Annotated in this window: 20 protein-coding genes; 14 read left to right on the top strand and 6 right to left on the bottom strand. The window is 72.5% G+C overall.

Annotated elements, in window-relative coordinates; genetic code table 11:
- Positions 1–14: 14 nt before the first annotated feature.
- The 7 genes from QSJ97_RS05790 (at position 15) to QSJ97_RS05760 (ending at position 5992) form a co-directional block, all read left to right on the top strand.
- Positions 15–872 (top strand): LysR family transcriptional regulator, encoded by an 858-nt coding sequence (locus QSJ97_RS05790; protein ID WP_285670706.1) that lies wholly within the window; start codon positions 15–17, stop codon positions 870–872.
- A 95-nt stretch (positions 873–967) separates the two neighbouring features.
- Positions 968–1948: an ABC transporter permease gene (locus QSJ97_RS05785; protein WP_285670705.1), complete on the top strand. Its 981-nt coding sequence runs from the start codon at positions 968–970 to the stop codon at positions 1946–1948.
- Positions 1948–2283, top strand: a complete 336-nt coding sequence (locus QSJ97_RS05780) for a hypothetical protein (protein ID WP_285670703.1) — start codon at positions 1948–1950, stop codon at positions 2281–2283. The genes QSJ97_RS05785 and QSJ97_RS05780 overlap by 1 nt, the downstream gene beginning before the upstream one ends.
- A complete protein-coding gene (locus QSJ97_RS05775) occupies positions 2280–3185 on the top strand; it encodes an ABC transporter permease (protein WP_285670702.1) in 906 nt (301 codons plus the stop codon). Before QSJ97_RS05780 ends, QSJ97_RS05775 begins: the two co-directional genes overlap by 4 nt.
- Positions 3182–4159 carry an ABC transporter ATP-binding protein gene (locus tag QSJ97_RS05770; protein ID WP_285670701.1) on the top strand — a complete coding sequence of 326 codons (978 nt, stop codon included), beginning with the start codon at positions 3182–3184 and terminating at the stop codon, positions 4157–4159. The genes QSJ97_RS05775 and QSJ97_RS05770 overlap by 4 nt, the downstream gene beginning before the upstream one ends.
- Positions 4156–5196, top strand: coding sequence for an ABC transporter ATP-binding protein (locus QSJ97_RS05765; RefSeq protein WP_285670700.1), 1041 nt, complete (start codon positions 4156–4158; stop codon positions 5194–5196). The genes QSJ97_RS05770 and QSJ97_RS05765 overlap by 4 nt, the downstream gene beginning before the upstream one ends.
- Entirely contained in the window at positions 5183–5992 is an 810-nt protein-coding gene (locus tag QSJ97_RS05760) for a class I SAM-dependent methyltransferase (protein ID WP_285670699.1), read from the top strand. Before QSJ97_RS05765 ends, QSJ97_RS05760 begins: the two co-directional genes overlap by 14 nt.
- Before the next feature lie 123 nt (positions 5993–6115).
- Here QSJ97_RS05760 and QSJ97_RS05755 read toward each other — a convergent pair whose 3' ends face one another.
- Positions 6116–7123 (bottom strand): lysophospholipid acyltransferase family protein, encoded by a 1008-nt coding sequence (locus tag QSJ97_RS05755; RefSeq protein ID WP_285670698.1) that lies wholly within the window; start codon positions 7121–7123, stop codon positions 6116–6118.
- Between the two features lie 71 nt (positions 7124–7194).
- Between QSJ97_RS05755 and QSJ97_RS05750 the strand changes: the two genes are divergently transcribed.
- From QSJ97_RS05750 to QSJ97_RS05730, 5 genes are all read left to right on the top strand, one after another.
- A complete protein-coding gene (locus tag QSJ97_RS05750; RefSeq protein WP_285670696.1) occupies positions 7195–8412 on the top strand; it encodes a GNAT family N-acetyltransferase in 1218 nt (405 codons plus the stop codon).
- Positions 8413–8472: 60 nt separating this feature from the next.
- Positions 8473–9243, top strand: a complete 771-nt coding sequence (locus QSJ97_RS05745; RefSeq protein ID WP_285670695.1) for a methyltransferase domain-containing protein — start codon at positions 8473–8475, stop codon at positions 9241–9243.
- Positions 9244–9268: 25 nt separating this feature from the next.
- Positions 9269–9892: an FMN-binding negative transcriptional regulator gene (locus QSJ97_RS05740; protein ID WP_285670694.1), complete on the top strand. Its 624-nt coding sequence runs from the start codon at positions 9269–9271 to the stop codon at positions 9890–9892.
- On the top strand, positions 9889–10392 hold the full coding sequence (locus tag QSJ97_RS05735; RefSeq protein ID WP_285670693.1) for a GNAT family N-acetyltransferase: 504 nt from the start codon (positions 9889–9891) through the stop codon (positions 10390–10392). The genes QSJ97_RS05740 and QSJ97_RS05735 overlap by 4 nt, the downstream gene beginning before the upstream one ends.
- Before the next feature lie 84 nt (positions 10393–10476).
- Complete coding sequence (locus QSJ97_RS05730; protein WP_285670692.1) at positions 10477–11778, top strand: HlyC/CorC family transporter; 1302 nt, start codon at positions 10477–10479, stop codon at positions 11776–11778.
- Positions 11779–11796: 18 nt separating this feature from the next.
- Here QSJ97_RS05730 and QSJ97_RS05725 read toward each other — a convergent pair whose 3' ends face one another.
- Positions 11797–12237: a hypothetical protein gene (locus QSJ97_RS05725; protein WP_285670691.1), complete on the bottom strand. Its 441-nt coding sequence runs from the start codon at positions 12235–12237 to the stop codon at positions 11797–11799.
- A 110-nt stretch (positions 12238–12347) separates the two neighbouring features.
- On the opposite strand from QSJ97_RS05725, the gene QSJ97_RS05720 reads away from it, so the two are divergent.
- Positions 12348–13343 (top strand): NADPH:quinone reductase, encoded by a 996-nt coding sequence (locus QSJ97_RS05720; protein WP_285670690.1) that lies wholly within the window; start codon positions 12348–12350, stop codon positions 13341–13343.
- An 8-nt stretch (positions 13344–13351) separates the two neighbouring features.
- Here QSJ97_RS05720 and QSJ97_RS05715 read toward each other — a convergent pair whose 3' ends face one another.
- Entirely contained in the window at positions 13352–13582 is a 231-nt protein-coding gene (locus QSJ97_RS05715; RefSeq protein ID WP_285670689.1) for a hypothetical protein, read from the bottom strand.
- Positions 13583–13792: 210 nt separating this feature from the next.
- Here QSJ97_RS05715 and QSJ97_RS05710 point away from each other — a divergent pair, with 210 nt between their 5' ends.
- The gene (locus QSJ97_RS05710; RefSeq protein WP_285670688.1) at positions 13793–14608 is read left to right on the top strand and encodes a glycosyltransferase family protein; all 816 of its coding nucleotides are present in this window, start codon (positions 13793–13795) and stop codon (positions 14606–14608) included.
- Positions 14609–14662: 54 nt separating this feature from the next.
- Here QSJ97_RS05710 and QSJ97_RS05705 read toward each other — a convergent pair whose 3' ends face one another.
- From QSJ97_RS05705 to QSJ97_RS05695, 3 genes are all read right to left on the bottom strand, one after another.
- Positions 14663–15523: an agmatinase family protein gene (locus QSJ97_RS05705; RefSeq protein ID WP_285670687.1), complete on the bottom strand. Its 861-nt coding sequence runs from the start codon at positions 15521–15523 to the stop codon at positions 14663–14665.
- Complete coding sequence (locus QSJ97_RS05700; protein WP_285670686.1) at positions 15520–16707, bottom strand: carboxynorspermidine decarboxylase; 1188 nt, start codon at positions 16705–16707, stop codon at positions 15520–15522. Before QSJ97_RS05700 ends, QSJ97_RS05705 begins: the two co-directional genes overlap by 4 nt.
- Positions 16708–16971: 264 nt before the next feature.
- Positions 16972–18177 carry a saccharopine dehydrogenase family protein gene (locus tag QSJ97_RS05695; RefSeq protein WP_285670684.1) on the bottom strand — a complete coding sequence of 402 codons (1206 nt, stop codon included), beginning with the start codon at positions 18175–18177 and terminating at the stop codon, positions 16972–16974.
- Positions 18178–18217 lie beyond the last annotated feature (40 nt).

The following is an 18217-nucleotide window of genomic DNA, read 5'->3' as shown; positions in this document are numbered from 1 at the left end:
ACAAAGGCCACCCCATGACCCCGCGCGCGCTGCAGAGCCTCGTTGCCATTGCCGAGCACGGCTCGCTGAGCCGCGCCGCCGAGGTCTGCCACCTCACGCTCTCCGCCGTCAGCATGCAGATGAAGGCGCTGGAGGCCGAGCTCGGCGCCAGCCTGTTCGACCGCACCACCCGCCCGCCGCGGCTCACGCCGCTCGGCCGGGCGGCGGCCGAGGAGGCTCGCGCGCTGCTGGCGGCGGAACGCCGCCTGCGCGATCTCTGCGCCGGGCCGGGGCTGGCGGGGGAGTGGCGCATCGGCTTCATCCAGACCGCGAGCGTGCGCATCCTGCCGGGCTTCCTCGCCCGCGCCGCGGCGCAGGCCCCGCGGGCGCGCTTCGCCGTCGAGACCGGGCTCTCCGAGAGCTTCGCGCAGGCGGTCGCGCGCGGCCGTCTCGACGCCGCGGTGATCACCCGGGCCGATCCGGTGCCGCCCGGGCTGCGGCTGGTGACGCTGGCCTCCGAGGAGCTGGTCTATGCCCTCCCCCCCGGCGCGCAGCGGCTGGCGCCGGCCGAGGCCTTCGCGCGGCTGCGGTTCCTCCAGTTCGCGCCGGAGACCGGGATCGGCCGGCTGGTGGCGGCGCATCTCGCGGCCGCCGGGCTGCAACCGGCGCGGCGGGTGGTGCTCGACGGCATCGAGGCGATCATGGAGAGCGTGGCCGGCGGGCTCGGCTTCACCGCGCTGCCGGCGCCGGATGTCGCGCGCTATGCCGGGCCGGGCGTCACCATGCGGCCGATGCGCGACCCGGCGCTGACCCGCGAGGTCGTGCTGGCGGTTCTGGCGGGCAGCCCGGCAGAGCGCGAGGCGGACCGGCTCGCCGCCCTGATGCGCGGCTGAGGCGCGCGCGGTCATGCGCGTTGCGAGCCCCGACAAAGGCGTGTATGCGGGATTCATGGCCTCTGCCAGCCTGAGGGCCAGCCCGCGGGAGTGACATGCACATCATCGCCTTTCTGCTGCGTCGGAGCGTCCAGGCAGCCCTCGTGATGCTGGTGATCAGCATCATCGGCTTCTCGATCCAGGACAATCTCGGCGATCCGCTGCGCGAGCTCGTCGGCCAGTCGGTCTCCGAGGCCGAGCGCGACCAGCTGCGCGAGAAACTGGGGCTCAACGACCCGTTCTGGGTGCAGTATGGCCGCTTCCTCTCCAATGCGATCGAGGGCGATCTCGGCACCTCCTACTTCTTCAAGCGCCCGGCGCTCGACGTGATCTTCGACAAGTTCCCGGCGACCTTCGAGCTGGTGCTGGTCTCGGCGCTGATCATCGTCGTGCTCTCGGTGCCGGCGGGGATCTACTGCGCGGTGCACCCCGGCAGCTTCTTCTCGCGGGTGATCATGTCGGGCTCGATCATCGGCATCTCGGTGCCGGTGTTCCTGACCGCGATCTTCCTGATCTGGATCTTCGCGGTGGAGCTCGGCGTGATGCCGGCCTATGGCCGCGGCGAGGTGGTGGATCTCGGCTGGTGGGATACCGGGCTGCTGACGGTGGACGGCGTGCTGCACATCATCCTGCCGGCGATCTCGCTGGCCTCGATCATGCTGCCGCTGTTCATCCGGCTGATCCGGGCCGAGATGATGGAGCAGCTCGGGCAGGACTATGTCCGCTTCGCCCGCGCCAAGGGGCTCTCGGAGAAGCGGGTGCGCAACCATGCCTTCCGCAACACGCTGCTGCCGGTGGTCACGGTGGGCGGGCTGCAGATCGGCACGCTGATCGCCTACACGATCCTGACCGAGACGGTGTTCCAGTGGCCGGGAATGGGCTTCCTGTTCCTCGAGGCGGTGAACCGCGTCGATACCCCGCTGATCATCGCCTACATCATCGTCGTCGGCGGCATCTTCGTGCTGGTGAACACGGCGGTGGACCTGATCTACACGATGATCAACCCGATGGTGAAGCTGCCGGGGGAGAGCGCGTGATGACGCTGCCCCCCTGGCTCGGCGCCGATCTCGCGGCGCTCGCGGCGGCGGCCCATGCGGCGCTCGCGGCCGGCTTCGTGGCGATCAATCTCGGGCTGCGGCTGCTGCCGGCGGGGCGGGCCTTTCTCGGCGCCGCGCGGGCCGAGGGGCGGCTCTTCGCGCATCCCGGCCTCGCCAGCCCCGCGGCGGTGAAGGCGGTCTTCGCGCTGGCGGCGGTGCTGGCGCTGGCCGCGGCGGTCGCGGTGCACGGGCTGGTGGCGCGGGCCGCGGCGCCGGTCTGGCCGACCGGCCCGGCCCATGCCGCGGCACCTGTGTTGACGGAGGCGACGACATGATGAGCGCGGCGGAATTCAGGCGGCGCTTCCTGCGCGACCCGACGGCGGTCGGCGCCGGGATCGTGCTGCTGGCGCTGGTGGCGATGGCGGCGCTGGCGCCGGTGCTGGCGCCGCAGAACCCCTATGACCCGATGCAGCTCGACATCATGGACAGCGAGATGCCGCCGTCCTGGCTGCCGGGCGGCGAGGACCGCTTCCCCCTCGGCACCGACCCGCAGGGCCGCGGCGTGCTCTCGACCATCATGTACGGCACCGGGATCTCGCTGCTGATCGGGCTCGGCGCGGTGGCGGTGCAGATGCTGATCGGGGTCACGCTCGGGCTGATCGCGGGCTATCGCGGCGGCTGGCTCGACAGCCTGCTGATGCGCATCGCCGACATCCAGCTCTCGCTCTCCACGCTGATGCTGGCGATCGTGGCGCTGGCGGTGTTCTCCGCCGCCTTCGGGCCGGATCTCTATTCCGACCTCGCGATCTTCATGCTGATCGCGGTGATCGGGGTGGCCGAATGGCCGCGCTTCGCGCGCACCGTGCGCGCCTCGGTGCTGGCCGAGCGCAAGAAGGAATATGTCGATGCGGCGCGCACCATCGGGCTCTCGCCCGGCACCATCATGCGCCGCCACGTGCTGCCCAACACGCTGACGCCGGTGCTGGTGATCGCCACCATCCAGGTCGCCGAGGCGATCGTCACCGAGGCGGCGCTGTCCTTCCTCGGGCTCGGCATGCCGGCGACGCAGCCCTCGCTGGGGGCGCTGATCCGCTCGGGCTTCGAGTTCATCTTCTCCGGCGCCTGGTGGATCACCTTCTTCCCGGCGGTGGTGCTGATCCTGCTGATCCTCTCGCTCAACCTACTGGGCGACTGGCTCCGCGACACCTTGAACCCCAAGCTGAGGCGGGGTGCATGAGCGCACTTCTCGAAGTCCGCGACCTCAGGGTCGCCTTTCCCAGGGGCCGCAGCGACGAGGTCTTCGCGCTGCGCGGGGTCGATCTCTCGCTGAAACGCGGCGAGCGGCTCGGCGTCGTCGGCGAGAGCGGCGCCGGCAAGTCGATGCTGGCCTTCGCGATCCTCGACCTGATCCAGTCGCCCGGGCGCATCGCCGGCGGCAGCATCCGCTTCGACGGGCAGAACCTGCTGGCAATGTCGGAGCGCGAGATCCGGCGGGTCCGCGGCAAGCGCATCGCGATGATCTTCCAGGACCCGATGGCGACGCTGAACCCGGTGCTCACCATCGGCCGGCAGATGGCCGAGGCGCTGGAGGCGCACGGCCGGATCTCCGAGCGCGAGGCGCGGCGGCGCTCGGTCGAGATGCTGAAGGCGGTGCAGGTGCCGCAGGCCGAGGCGCGCTACGACGCCTATCCGCACGAGCTCTCCGGCGGCCTGCGCCAGCGCGTGGTGATCGCCATCGCCCTGCTCGCGGAGCCGGAGATCATCATCGCCGACGAGCCGACCACCGCGCTCGACGTCACCATCCAGGCCGAGATCATGGCGCTGCTGCTGCGGCTCTGCCGCGAGCGCGAGGTCGGGCTGATCCTGATCACCCACGATCTCGCGGTGGTCGCCGAGGTCACCGAGCGGCTGATGATCATGTATGCCGGCCGCTGCGTCGAGGAGGGGCCGACCTCGGAGGTCATCGCCCGTCCGCGCCATCCCTATGCCGCGGGGCTGCTGGCCTCGCTGCCGGGCCACACCGAGCCCGGCGCGCGGCTCACCCAGATCCCCGGCTCGATGCCGCCGCTCGGCGCGCTGCCCGAGGGCTGCGCCTTCCGCCCGCGCTGCGAGCATGCCTATGCCCGCTGCCATCTCGAGCGTCCCGAACTCGAGCCTGACCTGCCCGGGCGCCGGGTCGCCTGCTACCTGCCGCTGGGAGGCCGCACATGACCGACGCTCCCGACACCCCCGCACCCGAGGCGCCGGAGCCCGCGCCGCCCGCGGCCACCGGCCCGCTGGTCTCGGTGCGCGGGCTGACCCGCCAGTTCCGCCTGCCCTCGCATTTCCTGGCGCTCAAGAAGCCCAAGCTGCAGGCGCTCGGCGGCGTCGATCTCGAGATCGACCGCGGCGAGGCGTTCTGCGTGGTCGGCGAATCGGGCTGCGGCAAGACCACCCTCGGGCGCATCGTGATGGGGCTGCTCGGCCCCTCCTCCGGCGAGATCCATTTCGGCGGCACCCGCATCGACCGGCTCTCCGAGAGCCAGCGCCGGCCCTATCGCGCGCGGATGCAGATGGTGTTCCAGAACCCCTATGCCTCGCTCAACCCCCGGCGCAGCGTCGGCCAGACCCTCGCCGAGCCGGTTCGCGCGCTGATCCCCGGCAGCAGGGCCGAGGAGGTCCGCGACCGGGTGATCGACGTGATGGAGACCACCGGCTGCGCGCCGGACTGGGCCGACCGGCTGCCGCACGAGTTCTCCGGCGGCCAGCGCCAGCGCATCGCCATCGCCCGCGCGCTGGTGACCCATCCCGAGTTCGTGGTGGCCGACGAGCCGGTCTCGGCGCTCGACGTCTCGATCCAGGCGCAGATCCTCAACCTGCTCGCCGACTTGCGCGAGGCCCGCGGCCTGACCTATCTCTTCATCACCCACGATCTCGGCGTGGTGCGCCATTTCGGCAGCCGCGTCGCGGTGATGTATGCCGGCCGGGTGATGGAGCTTGCCACCACGGCAGAGATCTTCGCCCGCCCGCGGCATCCCTACACCCAGCTCCTGCTGAGCTCGATCCCGAAGCTCGAGGGCGGCAGCTTCTCGAAGGAACGCCCGGCCTCCGAGCCGCCGGACATCACCAGGGCCCAGGCCGGCTGCCCCTTCGCGCCGCGCTGCCCGATCGCCGGCGAACGCTGCCGCCGCGAGGTGCCGAAGCTGGTCGCCGCCGGCGCCGCCCGCTGCGCCTGCCACGCCGTGGAGGAGGGGCGTGTCGCCGCCTGAGCCCTCCGGCAGGGCCGCCGGCGACGCGGCGGTCTGGGAGCGCGTCGGCGCCGACTGGATCGCCGCCCCGCGGCAGGGTCTCTGGCGCGCCCATGCCGATGCCGTCTCGGCCGGGCTGATCGCGCGCTGGCTGCCGACAGGGCTCGGCGCCGTGCTCAAGACCGATCTCTTCGACGAGGCGGTCGCCGCGGGCACCGCCGGGCACCTCGCCGCACATGCCGCCGAGCTGCATGGCATCGACATCGCGCCCAGCGTGGTCGCCGCCGCCAGGGCCCGCTACCCGCGCCTCAGGGGCGAGATCGCCGATCTCCGCGCCCTGCCCCATGCCGATGGCCGCTTCGACGCGGTGGTCTCGCTCTCCTCCCTCGACCATTTCGAGACCGCGGCGGAGATCGCCCGCGCGCTCGCCGAGATCCGCCGGGTGCTCCGCACCGGCGGGCTCCTGCTGCTCACGCTCGACAATCCGTCGAACCCGGTGCTGGCGCTGCGCCAGGCATTGCCGCAGGCATGGCTCCTGCGCAGCGGGCTCGTGCCCTATCCCTGCGGCGCGACGCTGCGGCCGTCGGCGCTGCGCCGCGCGGTCGCGGCGGCCGGCTTCGCGATCCGGGAGGAGACGGCGGTGCTGCACTGCCCGCGGGCCATCGCCATCCGCCTTGCCGCCCGGGCCGAGCGGCGCGGCGAGGCCGCCGCCGCCCGCCTGCGCGCCCGCCTCGCCGCCTGGGAGCGGCTCGAGCGCTGGCCGACCCGCCGCATCACCGGATATTTCAACGCGCTGCTGGCCGAGGCCCGCCCCTGATCCCGCCCACGTTCCCGGCGCCAGCCGTGCCGGGCCGCCGGCGCCCGGCCGATGCTCTGCCGGTCGCCGCCGCGCGGCCGGCTCCTGCCGGTCGTCCGGGGCAGGATCGGGGCGGGAAACGGTTCACACCGTCGGCGGCGGCGGTCCCTCGGGCGGCGGGCCCGGGCGGCACTGGCGACGCAGCGCCGACCAGAGCGCCGGACAGGCCCGCGTCGCCGCCTCGTGGCGCCGGGCGAACTCGGCCGCCAACGGCTCCGGGCCGGCTTCGGGATCATACGCCATCGGCCGGATCTCGACGTGGAACCGCTCCCCCGGCTCGACCCGGGCCGCGATGGTGAAGAGCGCCGCGCCCGCGCGGATCGCCGTCACCGGCGCGCCCATGGCGACCCAGATATGCCCGCCGAAGAAGGGATAGGCCCGCGCGCTGCGCCCGCGCCCGAGGCCGCGGAAGCCGACCACACCGCCCGCCTCGAGAACCCGCCGCGCCTCTGCCAGCGCCGGGCGCGCGCTCTCCCGGCCGAGCACGATGCGCCGGGAGAACCGCCCCTCCATCGCCCAGGTCCGCCGGTTCAGCAGCGCCACGCCGAGTTTCGTGGGCGAGGGCCCATGCAGCCGATGCGAGATGTGGTGGTAGTCCAGGCCCAGATCATGGGCCACCACCCGCCCGAGCCATTCCAGATGCTCCTGCGGCAGCCACCACCAGACGCAGCCCTGCCCGCGGGCCTGCGCCGACGCCATTGCCGCGACGCCCTCGGGCGCCACCGTGATCTCCGGGCGCCAGGCGGGGTCGTGACCGAGCCGGTTGGTGGCCAGCTGCTGGCTGAAATGCACCGTCAGCAGATCCTCGGCATAGGTCTCGGGCGCGGGCATGCCCGGCGCGTCGCCGATGATGGCACGGTAGGTCTCCATCGCCCGTCGGCGCTTGCCCGGCTGCAGCCTCAGTGTCGTGCGCGCCAGCCAGCGGTTGAGCCGCTCCCCTGCCGCGGGCGTGGTCAGCCGTGCCGCCAGCGCCGCAACCGCCTCCGCGCCGGCGGCCGGAATGTCGGAGAGCGCGGCGAAGGGCTGGTGCTCCTCGTCGCCGGGCAGCGGCGCGGCAGCGCGGGTTTCGGGCCGGGCGGTCTCGGTTGCCATTGCAAAACTCCCGCGGACAGGCTTGCCTCGGCCGGGCACCGCCGGGCGGGCCGACATCACGGATATGCCGCATGACGACGCCGATTGCCATAGTAGACCCCGCCGATCCGGCGAGCTGGCCCGCGACGGTGCCGCCCGGCACGCGGCGTCATCTCGCGGCGCTGGTCGATCCGGGGCCTGCCGCCCTGATGGCCAATGCCGGGGAGATGCGGGGCGAGCTCCTGCGCGTGGGCGATGCCGTGCTGCCGGTGCTGATCTCCGGCGCGCAGGGGCCGCGGGCCTCGATCCTGTCGCCGCTCGCGCATCACGTGCTCTACCCCGCCGAGGAGATCGCCCGCGCCTCGAAGCGGATCGGCCGCGGCACGCTCCGGGCCCTGCTCGCGCCGCTGGTCCTCGCGCTGCGGCTGGGGCGGATCGACCGCTGCGCCTTCGTCAACCACTGGCTGCTCTCGGGCGCGCCGGATCCCGGGCTCCCGGCGGCGGACTGGGCGGCGGCGCTGGCCTTCCTCGCGGCGCGCCATCCGGATCATGCCCTGGTGGTGCAGGACGTGACGCAGACGCTGACCCCCGAGCTCCACGATGCGCTGGCGCAAGCCGGCGGCGAGCCGGTGCCCTCGCGCCGGATCTGCGTGCTCGACCCCTCTGCCCCGCTCTCCGGCCGGAAGCGGCGCAAGCTCCGCAACAACCGCAACACGCTCGCCCGGCTGCTGGCCGAGGCGGCGCCGCGCCAGCTCGGCCGCGCCGCGCTGGAAGGGCAGGAGGAGCGGCTGGCAGCGCTCCATGCCGAGGCCAATATCGGCCGCCATTCGCAGCTCAACCCGGCCTATACGGCGGCGTTCTTCCGCCTCGCGCTGGCCTGCGAGGATGTCCGCCTCGCGGCCTGGGCCGCGCCGGACGGGCCGCCCGGCGAGATCGCCGCCTTCAACCTGCAGCGCGAGGACGGCCGGCGGCTCTACTGGACGACCTTCGGGCGCCTGCCCCCCGGGGCCGATGATGCGGTCCGCGGCTACGAGCTCGCCGCCGCCAGCGACATCGCGGTGGCGGCGGAGCGCGGCCTCCTGCTCGACTGGGGCGGCGGCGCGGAGCATTTCAAGCGCATGCGCGGCGCGGTGCTGCACCAGCAGCTGGAGATGGTCTTCACCCGCCACCTGCCCTGGCACCGCCGCGCCGCCTGGGGGCTGCTCGCCCGGCTGCGGCGGCTGCGCGCCCGGCAGGTCGGCCTCGCCCCGCGCGGGCGCGACTGGCCCGACGCGCCCGACGCGGCCGGCGCGCCTGACACCGGGGGCTGACCTCGGCGCAGGCAGGGTGTAGGTCGGGGGGAGGCCAGGCAAGCGGAGACCCGGGCGGGAATGGAGTTCACGGGCGAGATCGCCGAGATCCAGCAGCAGCTCGCGCGCTGCTCCGACATCGCCGCGCGCCGGCTCGCGGTGGCGCAGACGCTGGCGCCGCGGCGCGGCGAGCGGCTGCTGGAGATCGGCTGCGGCGCCGGGCTCCTGCTGCGCGAGCTGGCGCTGGCGGTCGGCCCGCACGGGCTTGCCGCCGGGCTCGACATCTCGCCGGACCAGATCGGCGCGGCAGAGGCCGAATGCACCGGCATCCCCGCCGCCAAGCCGGAGATCGGCGATGTCCGCGCGCTCGGCTATGGCGACGCGGTGTTCGACGCCGCCGTCGCCGTGCAGGCGGTGGAATACGTGCCGGAGGTCGAGACCGCGCTGGCCGAGATCCGCCGCGTGCTGAAGGCCGGCGGGCGCTTCCACTGCCTCGCGACGAACTGGACCAGCAGCTTCTGGCACGGGCCGGAGATCGGGCTCACCGCCAGGATCGCCAGCGCCTGGGAGAACCATGCGGCGCATCCCAACCTGCCCGCGCGACTCGCGCCGATGCTGGCGCGGGCCGGCTTCACCGGGATCCGCCAGCTGCCGGTGCCGATCGTGAACGCCGATTTCGGCCCGGCCGCCTTCGCCTACTGGCTGGCCAGGCTGATGGCCGCCCATGCCGCCCGCGAGGGCACCGCGCCGGGCACCGCCGAGGCCTGGCTCGCGGCGCTGGCGGCAGCGGATGCTGAGGGCGAGTTCTTCTTCTCCTCCGTGCCGATCCTGACCACCGCGATCGCCGCCTGAGCCGATCGCCCCCAAGGAGACACCGATGCATCCCAATCCCGTCTTCCGCCAGACCGAGGAGGAGACCGCCCGCGCCGCCGCCGCGGCGCGCGGCTTCGGTGTGCTGACCGCGGCGGCCGGCGACGAGGTGCTGGCGGCCCATGTGCCCTTCCTGCTGGAGGACGACCGGGTGGAGGCGCATCTGGTGCGCTCCAATCCGCTCGCCCGGGCGCTGGCCGGCGGCCCGCTCAGGGCTCGCCTGATCGTCTCCGGGCCGGATGCCTATGTCTCGCCGGACTGGTATGGCGAGCCGGATCTCGTGCCGACCTGGAACTATGTCGCGGTGCATCTGCACGTGACCCTGGCGCTGGCGCCGCCGGAGAGCCTGATCGGCCATCTCGAGCGGCTCTCGGCGCGGTTCGAGGCCGCGCTCGCGCCGAAGCCGCCCTGGACGCATCACAAGATGTCGGAGGGCGTGATGGCGCGGATGATGCGGCAGATCCTCCCGGTCGAGATGGCGGTGGAGCGCATCGAGAGCACCTTCAAGCTCAACCAGAACCGCACCGCCCCGGCCCGCGCCGGCGCCGCCGACGAGATCGCGAAGGGCCGGAGCCCGGGCACGGAGCTCGCGGGCCTCGCGGCGCTGATGCGCGGCGTGGACACGGCATGACCCCGCCCGCGGACCGGCGCCTGCGCCCGGCGACCGAGGCCGACCGCGGGGCGCTCGTCGCGATGATGGCCCGCCTGCAGGACCATGAGCGCGCCATGGAGGAGAACCGCCGCCCCGGCGCCGAGATGGCGGCCCCCCACATCGCGGCGCTGCTCGGCTGGATCGCCGACGATCCGGCGGCGGGCTGCCTGATCGCCGAGGGCCCGGACGGCGAGGCGCCGCTCGGCTTCATCCTCTGGGGCGTCGAGACCGAGTTCGGCGATTTCGTGCTTCCGGAGGCCCGGCGCCTCGGGCGCATCTCCGATCTCTGGCTCGAGCCGCGCGGCCGCGGCACCGGGCTCGCCAGGGCGATGATCGCGGCGGCGGAGGCACATCTGGCGGCCCATGGCATCCGCCGGGTGGAGATCTCGGCGCTCTCGGCCAATGCCCATGCCCGCGCGGTCTATGCCGCCCTCGGCTATCGCGAGAACCTCGTGACGCTCGCGCGCTGGATCGGCTGAACCAGGCGCTGCCGCTCGCCCCTTGTCCCGCGCCTGCCCCGGCCCCATAACACGGCCTAGCCCTGCTAACCGGAGACCCACGTCATGGACGCCGCCGACTGGTGGACCGCCTTCGCCATTCTCGGACTGCTCGGCTGCTCGGCCTTCTTCTCGGGCAGCGAGACCGCCCTCACCGCGACCAACCGCGCCGCCATGCACCAGCTCGCGGCGAACGGCTCGCGGGGCGCCGCCACCGCGCTCAAGCTCACGGAGGACAACGAGCGGCTTCTCGGCTCGATCCTGCTCGGCAACAACCTCGTCAACGTGCTCTCGACGGCGCTCGCCACCACGCTCTTCACCGGACTGCTCGGCGAGACCGGCGTCGCCTATGCCACGCTCGTGATGACGGTGCTGGTCACCGTCTTCGCCGAGGTGGCGCCGAAGACCTACGCGATCACCCGGCCCGACCAGGCCTCGACCCGCGTCGCCCCGGCGATCGAGATCGTGGTGCGGGTCTTCGCGCCGCTGGTCAGCGCGATCTCGTTCCTGGTGCGCGGCGCCTTCAGCGTGATCGGCGTGAAGATCGACCCGGACGCCCATGTCCTCGCGCCGCACGAGCAGATCCGCGGCGCCATCGCGCTGCATCATTCCGAAGGCGGCGTGGAGAAGGACGAGCGCGACCGGCTGCTCGCCGCGCTCGAGCTGCGCGAGCGCGAGGTGGCCGACGTGATGCGCCACCGCCGCGACCTGCAATCGATCTCCGCCGATGCGCCCTCCGACGAGATCGTCTCGTTCTGCCTGGCCAGCCCGCACACCCGCATCCCGCTCTGGCGCGGCGAGCCGGAGAACATCGTCGGCGTGCTGCACGCCAAGGACCTGCTGCGCGCCGTCGACCGCGAGATGCGCGGCAATGGCGAGACGGTGAACATCGCCGAGGCCAATGCCCGGCTCGACGTCATGTCGGTGGCCCGCCAGCCCTGGTTCGTGCCCGACACCCGCCCGCTCGACGACCAGCTCCGCGCCTTCCTCAAGAAGCGGCAGCATTTCGCCCTCGTGGTCGACGAATACGGCACCCTGCAGGGGCTGATCACGCTGGAGGACATCCTCGAGGAGATCGTCGGCGACATCGCCGACGAGCACGACATCGAGGTCGAGGGGCTGATCCGCGAGACCGGCGGCTCCATCGTGGTGCCGGGTTCGCTCTCGATCCGCAACCTCAACCGCGCCTGCGACTGGAACCTGCCGGACGACGAGGCGACCACCGTGGCGGGCCTGGTGATCCACGAGGCGCAGGCGATCCCGACCGAGGGCCAGGTCTTCGCCTTCCACGGCGTGCGCTTCGAGGTGCTGGCCCGCGAGCGCCAGCAGATCACCAAGATCCGGATGAAGGAGCTGCCGCGGGCCTGAGCCGGGCCGGCAGCCGGCTCACCGCTTCCAGCGGATCGCCGAGAGCTTCTCGAGTTCCTTCAGCACGGCGACCCAGGCCTCGTCGATGTCCTCGAGCTTGCGGCTGCGCTTGTCGAGGTTGCGCAGCATCTGCGCGCCGTCGGTGTCGCGGCGGCGATACCGGCGCAGCATCTCCTTCTCGCGCAGCCTGTTCTTCGCCTTCACCGCCTCGGCATGTTCCTTGTCGATATCCTTGATCGTGCCGATCAGCCGCTCGGTCAGCTTCAGGTCCTCGAGCAGCGGGATCTGGTTGCGCTTGATCTGGGTGCGGATGTTGTGCAGCCGGCGGATCTGGGCGCGCAGGTCGCGCACCATCCGCTCGACCTGCCTGAGCCGCGCGCGCATCTCCGGGCGCATGCGCTTGTTGGTGTCGCGTACCCCGGCTTCGAGCTTGCGCAAGGATTTGGATTTGCTCGCCATCCGACCCTCGTCCTGACCTCGGGCCATTCTGACGAGATGGGCGGCCAGCGCAATGCCCAGCGCAGCGGCCCGTGCTAGGCTGTCGGGAAACACCGCCAGAGGAGGACACGATGAAGGCGATCGCCTATGAGAGATTCGGCCCCGCCGACGAGGTGCTGACGCTGCGCGACATCGAGGACCCGGCGCCGGCCCCCGGCGAGGTGGTGGTCCGCCTCGAGGCCTCGGGGGTCAATCCCTCCGATGTCAAGCTGCGCGCGGGCGCACGGCCGGGGGCGCAGATGGCCTATCCGCTCACCGTGCCGCATTCCGACGGCGCCGGGGTGATCGAGGCCGTCGGCGAGGGCATCGACCCGTCGCGGATCGGCCAGCGGGTCTGGCTCTGGAACGGTCACTGGCGGCGCGAGTTCGGCACGGCGGCGGAGCGGATCGCCCTGCCCGCGGTGCAGACATCGCCGCTGCCCGGGCGCAGCACCGCCGCCGAGGGCGCCTGCCTCGGGATCCCGGCGATGACCGCCTGGATGACGCTCTTCGAGGCCGGCTCGATCGCCGGCGCGCGGGTGCTGGTGACCGGCGGGGCCGGCGCAGTGGGGCGCTATGCCGTGCAGATGGCCCGGCTCGGCGGCGCGGCGCAGGTCATCACCACCGTGTCGGGCCCCGAGAAGGCGGCCCATGCCAGCGCCCACAGCCTCGCCCCGGATGCGGTGATCGACTATCGCCGCGAGGATGTGACGGCGCGGGTCATGGAGCTGACCGGCGGCGCCGGCGTGGACCGGGTGGTGGATGTCGATCTCGGCGCCAACATGGCGACCACCGCCGCGGTGATCGCCGAGAACGGCACCATCGCCACCTATGCCTCGATGGCGGTGCCGGAACCGGCGCTGCCGTTCTACCAGCTGATGTTCAAGAACGTGACGCTGCGGATGGTGCTGGCCTATCTGATGGCGCCGGAGGCCCGCGCGCGGGCGGCGGCCGGGATCACCGACTGGCTCGCCGAAGGCCGGCTCTCGCATGCGGTCGGCCCCCAGTTCCCGCTGGCCGAGACGGCGGCGGCGCACCGGGCGGTCGAGGCGGGGGGCGTGCTCGGCACGGTGGTCGTCACCGTCTGAGCGCCCGGTCAGCGGCGGCGGGAGGGCTCTCCTGCCGGCGGGTTGCGGAGATGCCGGCACAGCAACGTTTCGCCGAGGCGGGCACGCTCGAACCCGCCGGCGGCGAGATCGAGATCCGGGAGCCGTTCGAGGCGTCCGTAATCCGCCACCGCCCGCGCGGCGCCGGTCACCGCGCCGACCGAGGTCAGCGCGCTGGCCATGGCGCGAAACATCCGCAGGCCCATGGGGCTGTCGCTCATCCGGCTCATAGCGATCCTTTCATGTCTGCTCGGATCGAGCATATGGTGCGACGCACCATTATTGCAACGCAGCATGGCGGGAGGCAGCCTTGCGCTCCGGTCCAAGCGGGCCCCCCGCTGTCGCCGGAATGTCACCCGGTAGCGGCTTGACAGGCACGCCCCGCGATCCGAGCTATGGCTCTCGGCATCATCTGCGGCGGAGATCCGGCGATGGCGGCGAAACCGGGGCATGGCGGGGCGGAACGGCGCGCTCTCGAGATCGTCATCCCGATCCGCCATGTCTGGTGGATCGGCCTGCTCGCCCGCCACTACGCCGCCCGCAAGCTGCACCCGCTCTGGATCCTCGATGCGAACGCGCACTGGCTGTTCAGGCTCTGGGCGCGGCTGCGGCTGCGGCGGGTGGTCACCGTGCGCGCGTCCGCGCCGCGCGCCGAAACCATGCTGGGCCCGGCGGTCTCGGTGCTCGACTGCGACTGGGTGGTGCGGATGGATGGCGACGAGCTGCCCTCCGAGGCGCTTGTCGCCGCGCTGCATCGCCTCGCCGCGGGAGAGCTGGCCGAGGCCAGCGGCGACATTGCCTGCCTGGCCTGCGCCCGGCGCTGGCTGCGCCTCGAGGACGGGCGCGTCGTGTTCTCGCGCAACCGCCTCTTCGGCCGCGAGGGCGAGGATCACCAGTACCGCGTGTTTCGCCGCGCCGGGCTGGCCTTCACCGAGGCGATTCACACGCCGGGCTTCGAGGTGGACACGCGGCGGCTCCGCTTCCTCGGCCCGGAGACCTGCATCTGGCATTTCAACTGGATCTGCTACAGCACCGCCGAGCGGCGGGCCAAGATCACCGCCTATGACGCGCAGGCGCCGGATGCTGGGTCGGATTTCCGCGCCTTCTACCTGCCGGAGGAGGCCCCGGCCGGCACCCATGACTGGGCGCCCTGCCCCGAGCCCGCGGTGGCGGCGATGTGCCGGCGGATCGCGCGCTTCCGCGCCTCACCGCTGTGCCGGCTGCTGCTCCGGATCGGGCCGAACTGAGCCGCCGGCCCGAGGCCCCTGCCCGCCGCGGGGACGGCCGCGCCGCCGGGGCGGCTAGTCGCGCTCGCCGAGCGCGATCGCCATCAGCGCATAGGTCACCTGCGCCGCGGTGAAATCCGAGACCGTGTCGCCCTCGCGCGGCGCCAGTTCCACCACGTCGAGCCCGGCGCAGACCCGGCCGCGCAGCGCCGAGCGTACGAGGCCGAGCGCCTGGTAGAAGCCGAGCCCGCCCGGCACAGGGGTGCCGGTGGCCGGCAGGATCGCGGGATCGAGCCCGTCGAGATCGAAGCTGACATAGACCTGCTCGGGGAAATCCGCCGGCAGCTCGGCCGCCATGATGCCGCCGGTCACCAGCGCCTCGGCATCGACGTGATGCACGGCATGGGCGCGCCGGGCCTCCGCCTCCTCCCGCGAGAAGGCCCGCACGCCGTATTGCGCGAGGCGGTGCCCGCGCCCGGCCAGGAGCTGCATCACCGAGGCATGCGAGTGCGGCTCGCCCTGATAGGCCCGGCGCAGATCGGCATGGGCGTCGATCTGCAGGATGCCCACCGGCGCCCCCAGCGCCTCCGCCACGCCTAGCACCGCGCCATAGCTGAGGCTGTGCTCGCCGCCGAGCGTCACCGGCAGCGCGCCCGCCCGCACCGCGGCCGCGGTGCGCGCCGCGATCCGCGCCATCACCTCGGGCAGCGGGCCCGAGACATCCACCGGCGCCTCGGTATGGATGCCGGAGGCGCAGGGCTCGCCGCCGCGCCAGACCCGCTCGAGCTCGTCGGAGGCGGCGATGATCGCCTCCGGCCCGCGCGCGGTGCCGGCGCCATAGGAGACGGTGCGCTCCAGCGGCACCGGGATCACCCGCAGGCGCGCGGTTTCCGCGGCGCGCTCCGCCGCGGTCAGCTCCGAATCGAGAAAGATCATGACAGCCGCCCCTCGAAATCCGCCTGGCCGAAGGCCCGCACCTCGCCGAGCGCATCGGTCTCCGAGTTCCAGAGCCAGATCGCCGGCAGCGCGACGCCGTTGAAGGTCGTGGTCTTGACCATCGAGTAATGCGCCTGGTCGAGGAAGGCGAGCCGGTCGCCCGGCCGCGGCATCCGCGCGAAGCGGTAGCTGCCGATCACGTCGCCCGCCAGGCAGGACGGCCCGCCGAGGCGCACCGCGATGCCCTTCCCCTCCGGCGGCTCGCCGAGCAGCGCCGGGCGATAGGGCGCCTCGATCACGTCAGGCATGTGGCAGGTGGCGGAGATGTCGAGGATCGCGATCGGCCCGTCGTTCTCCATCACGTCGAGCACCTCGCCGACCAGGATGCCGGCATCGAGTGCCACCGCCTCGCCCGGCTCGAGGAAGATCCGGCAGCCGGTCGCCGCCGCGGTCTCGCGCAGGAAGGCAGAGAGCGCGGCGCGGTCGTAGTCGGCCCGGGTGATGTGGTGGCCGCCGCCGAGATTGAGCCAGTCGAGCCCACCGAAATGAGGCGCGAGGCGTGGCGCCACCGCGTCCCAGGTGCGGCGCAGCGGCTCGAAGTCCTGCTCGCAGAGGGTGTGCATGTGCAGCCCCGCCATGCCCTCGAGATGCGCCGCCTCGAGCTGCGAGACCGGATGGCCGAGCCGCGAGCCCGGCGCCGCCGGGTCATAGCGCGGCACCTCGCCCTCGGAATGCTCGGGATTGATCCGCAGGCCGAGATCGGCGCCGCCGGCCCGCGCCGCCCTGCCGAAGCGCGCCGCCTGCCCCGGCGAGTTGAACACCACCGTGTCCGAGAGCGCGGCGATCTCGTCGATCTCGGAGGCCTTGTAGCCGGCCGCGAAGGTCTCGACGATGCCGCCGAAACGGGCCCGCGCGAGCCGCGCCTCCCAGAGCCCGCTGGCGCAGCAGCCGGAGAGATGGCGCATCACCACGGGCGCCGCGGCCCACATCGAGAACGCCTTGAGCGCCAGCAGCATGGTGGCGCCCGACGCCTCGGCAACCCCCGCCAGCACCCGGCAATTGGCCTCGAGCCGCGCCTCGTCCACCACGAAGGCCGGGCTCGGCAGGCGCGCCAAGTCGAGGCGCGCGAAGGCGCCCGGATCGCCGGCCTGGGTCTGCATCATCGGGGCTGGCGTCTCGTCCATGGCCTGAGCCTCCCTATCGGATGCCGCTGCGATCGATCATCGAACGCCCTGCCGGCCATCGGCCCGCAGGACCTGCGCCCCGGCGCGCACCGGCCTCTCCGGCGCCGGGCCGGCGGCCGCGAGCGGCACCGTCCTGCCAAGTGCGGGCCGGCCGAAGCCGCGCGCGCCGCCATCCGGCCCCGCCACCACCGCGGAACCCGGACCGGGGGCGATCGCGGTGCCCCGGCGAGACCGTCGGAAGCGGCGGCGGCCCGGCATGGCGCCTCAGAAGCCGACCGGGCCGGGCAGCTCGTGCACCTGCCAGGGCAGTCCCTGCGTGTTCAGCATCTCCATGAAGGGATCGGGGTCGAGCTGCTCCATGTTGAAGACGCCGGCGCCGGACCATTTGCCCTGGAGCATCAGCGCGGTGCCGATCATCGCCGGCACGCCGGTGGTGTAGCTCACCGCCTGGCTGCCGACCTCGCGATAGCACTCCTCGTGGTCGCAGATGTTGTAGATGTAGAGCGTCTTCTCCGCACCGTCCTTCACGCCGGTGGCGATATCGCCGATGCAGGTCTTGCCCTTGGTGCGCGCGCCGAGATCGCCCGGGTTCGGCAGCACCGCCTTGAGGAACTGCAGCGGCACGATCTGCTGGCCCTGGAACTCCACCGGCTCGATCGAGGTCATGCCGACATTCTCGAGCACCGTCACGTGGTTGATATAGGCGTCGCCGAAGGTCATCCAGAACCGTGCGCGCTTGATCTCCGGAAAGTGCTTCGCAAGGCTCTCGAGCTCCTCATGATACATGAGGTACATGTTCTTCTCGCCGACCTCGGGGAAATCGAAGGCGACCTTGTGGCTCATCGCCGGGGAGGTGATCCACTTGCCGTCCTCCCAGTGATAGGCCGGCGCGGTCACCTCGCGGATGTTGATCTCCGGGTTGAAGTTGGTCGCGAAGGGGTGGCCGTGATCGCCGCCGTTGCAGTCGAGGATGTCGAGATAGTCGATCCGGTCGAAATGGTGCTTCTTCAGCCAGGTGGCGAAGACGCTGGTCACGCCGGGATCGAAGCCGGAGCCGAGCACCGCCATCAGCCCCGCCTTCTCGAAGCGCTCCTGATAGGCCCACTGGTGCGAATACTCGAACTTCGCCTCCTCGGGCGGCTCGTAGTTGGCGGTGTCGAGATAATGCGTACCGGTGGCCAGGCAGGCATCCATCAGCGCGAGATCCTGGTAGGGCAGCGCGAGGTTGACCAGCACCGTCGGCCTGACCTTCTCGATCAGCGCCACCGTCTCGGCGACGTTGTCCGCATCCACCGCATGGGTCTCGACCTCGCGGCCGGTGCGCGCCTTCACGCTCTCCGCGATCGCCTCGCATTTCGAGACGGTGCGCGAGGCCAGCACGATCTCGGGAAAGATCTCCGGGTTCATCGCCATCTTGTGCACCGCGACGGAGCCAACGCCCCCCGCGCCGATCACCAGAACCTTGCTCATCTCCGCGCCTCCTCTCTGTGCGCGGCCGCCCCTCCGGGGC

The organism is Paralimibaculum aggregatum, assembly GCF_030270585.1.
GTDB lineage: Bacteria > Pseudomonadota > Alphaproteobacteria > Rhodobacterales > Rhodobacteraceae > Thermohalobaculum > Thermohalobaculum aggregatum.
This window is presented reverse-complemented; position numbering and strand designations above follow the sequence as displayed.

Coding starts and splice junctions, on each gene's coding strand:
- QSJ97_RS05785 (WP_285670705.1), top strand. CDS start 968: ATGCACATCATCGCCTTTCTGCTGCGTCGGAGCGTCCAGGCAGCCCTC.
- QSJ97_RS05715 (WP_285670689.1), bottom strand. CDS start 13,582: ATGAGCGACAGCCCCATGGGCCTGCGGATGTTTCGCGCCATGGCCAGC.
- QSJ97_RS05720 (WP_285670690.1), top strand. CDS start 12,348: ATGAAGGCGATCGCCTATGAGAGATTCGGCCCCGCCGACGAGGTGCTG.
- QSJ97_RS05740 (WP_285670694.1), top strand. CDS start 9,269: ATGCATCCCAATCCCGTCTTCCGCCAGACCGAGGAGGAGACCGCCCGC.
- QSJ97_RS05705 (WP_285670687.1), bottom strand. CDS start 15,523: ATGATCTTTCTCGATTCGGAGCTGACCGCGGCGGAGCGCGCCGCGGAA.
- QSJ97_RS05790 (WP_285670706.1), top strand. CDS start 15: ATGACCCCGCGCGCGCTGCAGAGCCTCGTTGCCATTGCCGAGCACGGC.
- QSJ97_RS05725 (WP_285670691.1), bottom strand. CDS start 12,237: ATGGCGAGCAAATCCAAATCCTTGCGCAAGCTCGAAGCCGGGGTACGC.
- QSJ97_RS05780 (WP_285670703.1), top strand. CDS start 1,948: ATGACGCTGCCCCCCTGGCTCGGCGCCGATCTCGCGGCGCTCGCGGCG.
- QSJ97_RS05700 (WP_285670686.1), bottom strand. CDS start 16,707: ATGGACGAGACGCCAGCCCCGATGATGCAGACCCAGGCCGGCGATCCG.
- QSJ97_RS05765 (WP_285670700.1), top strand. CDS start 4,156: ATGACCGACGCTCCCGACACCCCCGCACCCGAGGCGCCGGAGCCCGCG.
- QSJ97_RS05750 (WP_285670696.1), top strand. CDS start 7,195: ATGACGACGCCGATTGCCATAGTAGACCCCGCCGATCCGGCGAGCTGG.
- QSJ97_RS05775 (WP_285670702.1), top strand. CDS start 2,280: ATGATGAGCGCGGCGGAATTCAGGCGGCGCTTCCTGCGCGACCCGACG.
- QSJ97_RS05770 (WP_285670701.1), top strand. CDS start 3,182: ATGAGCGCACTTCTCGAAGTCCGCGACCTCAGGGTCGCCTTTCCCAGG.
- QSJ97_RS05735 (WP_285670693.1), top strand. CDS start 9,889: ATGACCCCGCCCGCGGACCGGCGCCTGCGCCCGGCGACCGAGGCCGAC.
- QSJ97_RS05710 (WP_285670688.1), top strand. CDS start 13,793: ATGGCGGCGAAACCGGGGCATGGCGGGGCGGAACGGCGCGCTCTCGAG.
- QSJ97_RS05730 (WP_285670692.1), top strand. CDS start 10,477: ATGGACGCCGCCGACTGGTGGACCGCCTTCGCCATTCTCGGACTGCTC.
- QSJ97_RS05745 (WP_285670695.1), top strand. CDS start 8,473: ATGGAGTTCACGGGCGAGATCGCCGAGATCCAGCAGCAGCTCGCGCGC.
- QSJ97_RS05695 (WP_285670684.1), bottom strand. CDS start 18,177: ATGAGCAAGGTTCTGGTGATCGGCGCGGGGGGCGTTGGCTCCGTCGCG.
- QSJ97_RS05755 (WP_285670698.1), bottom strand. CDS start 7,123: ATGGCAACCGAGACCGCCCGGCCCGAAACCCGCGCTGCCGCGCCGCTG.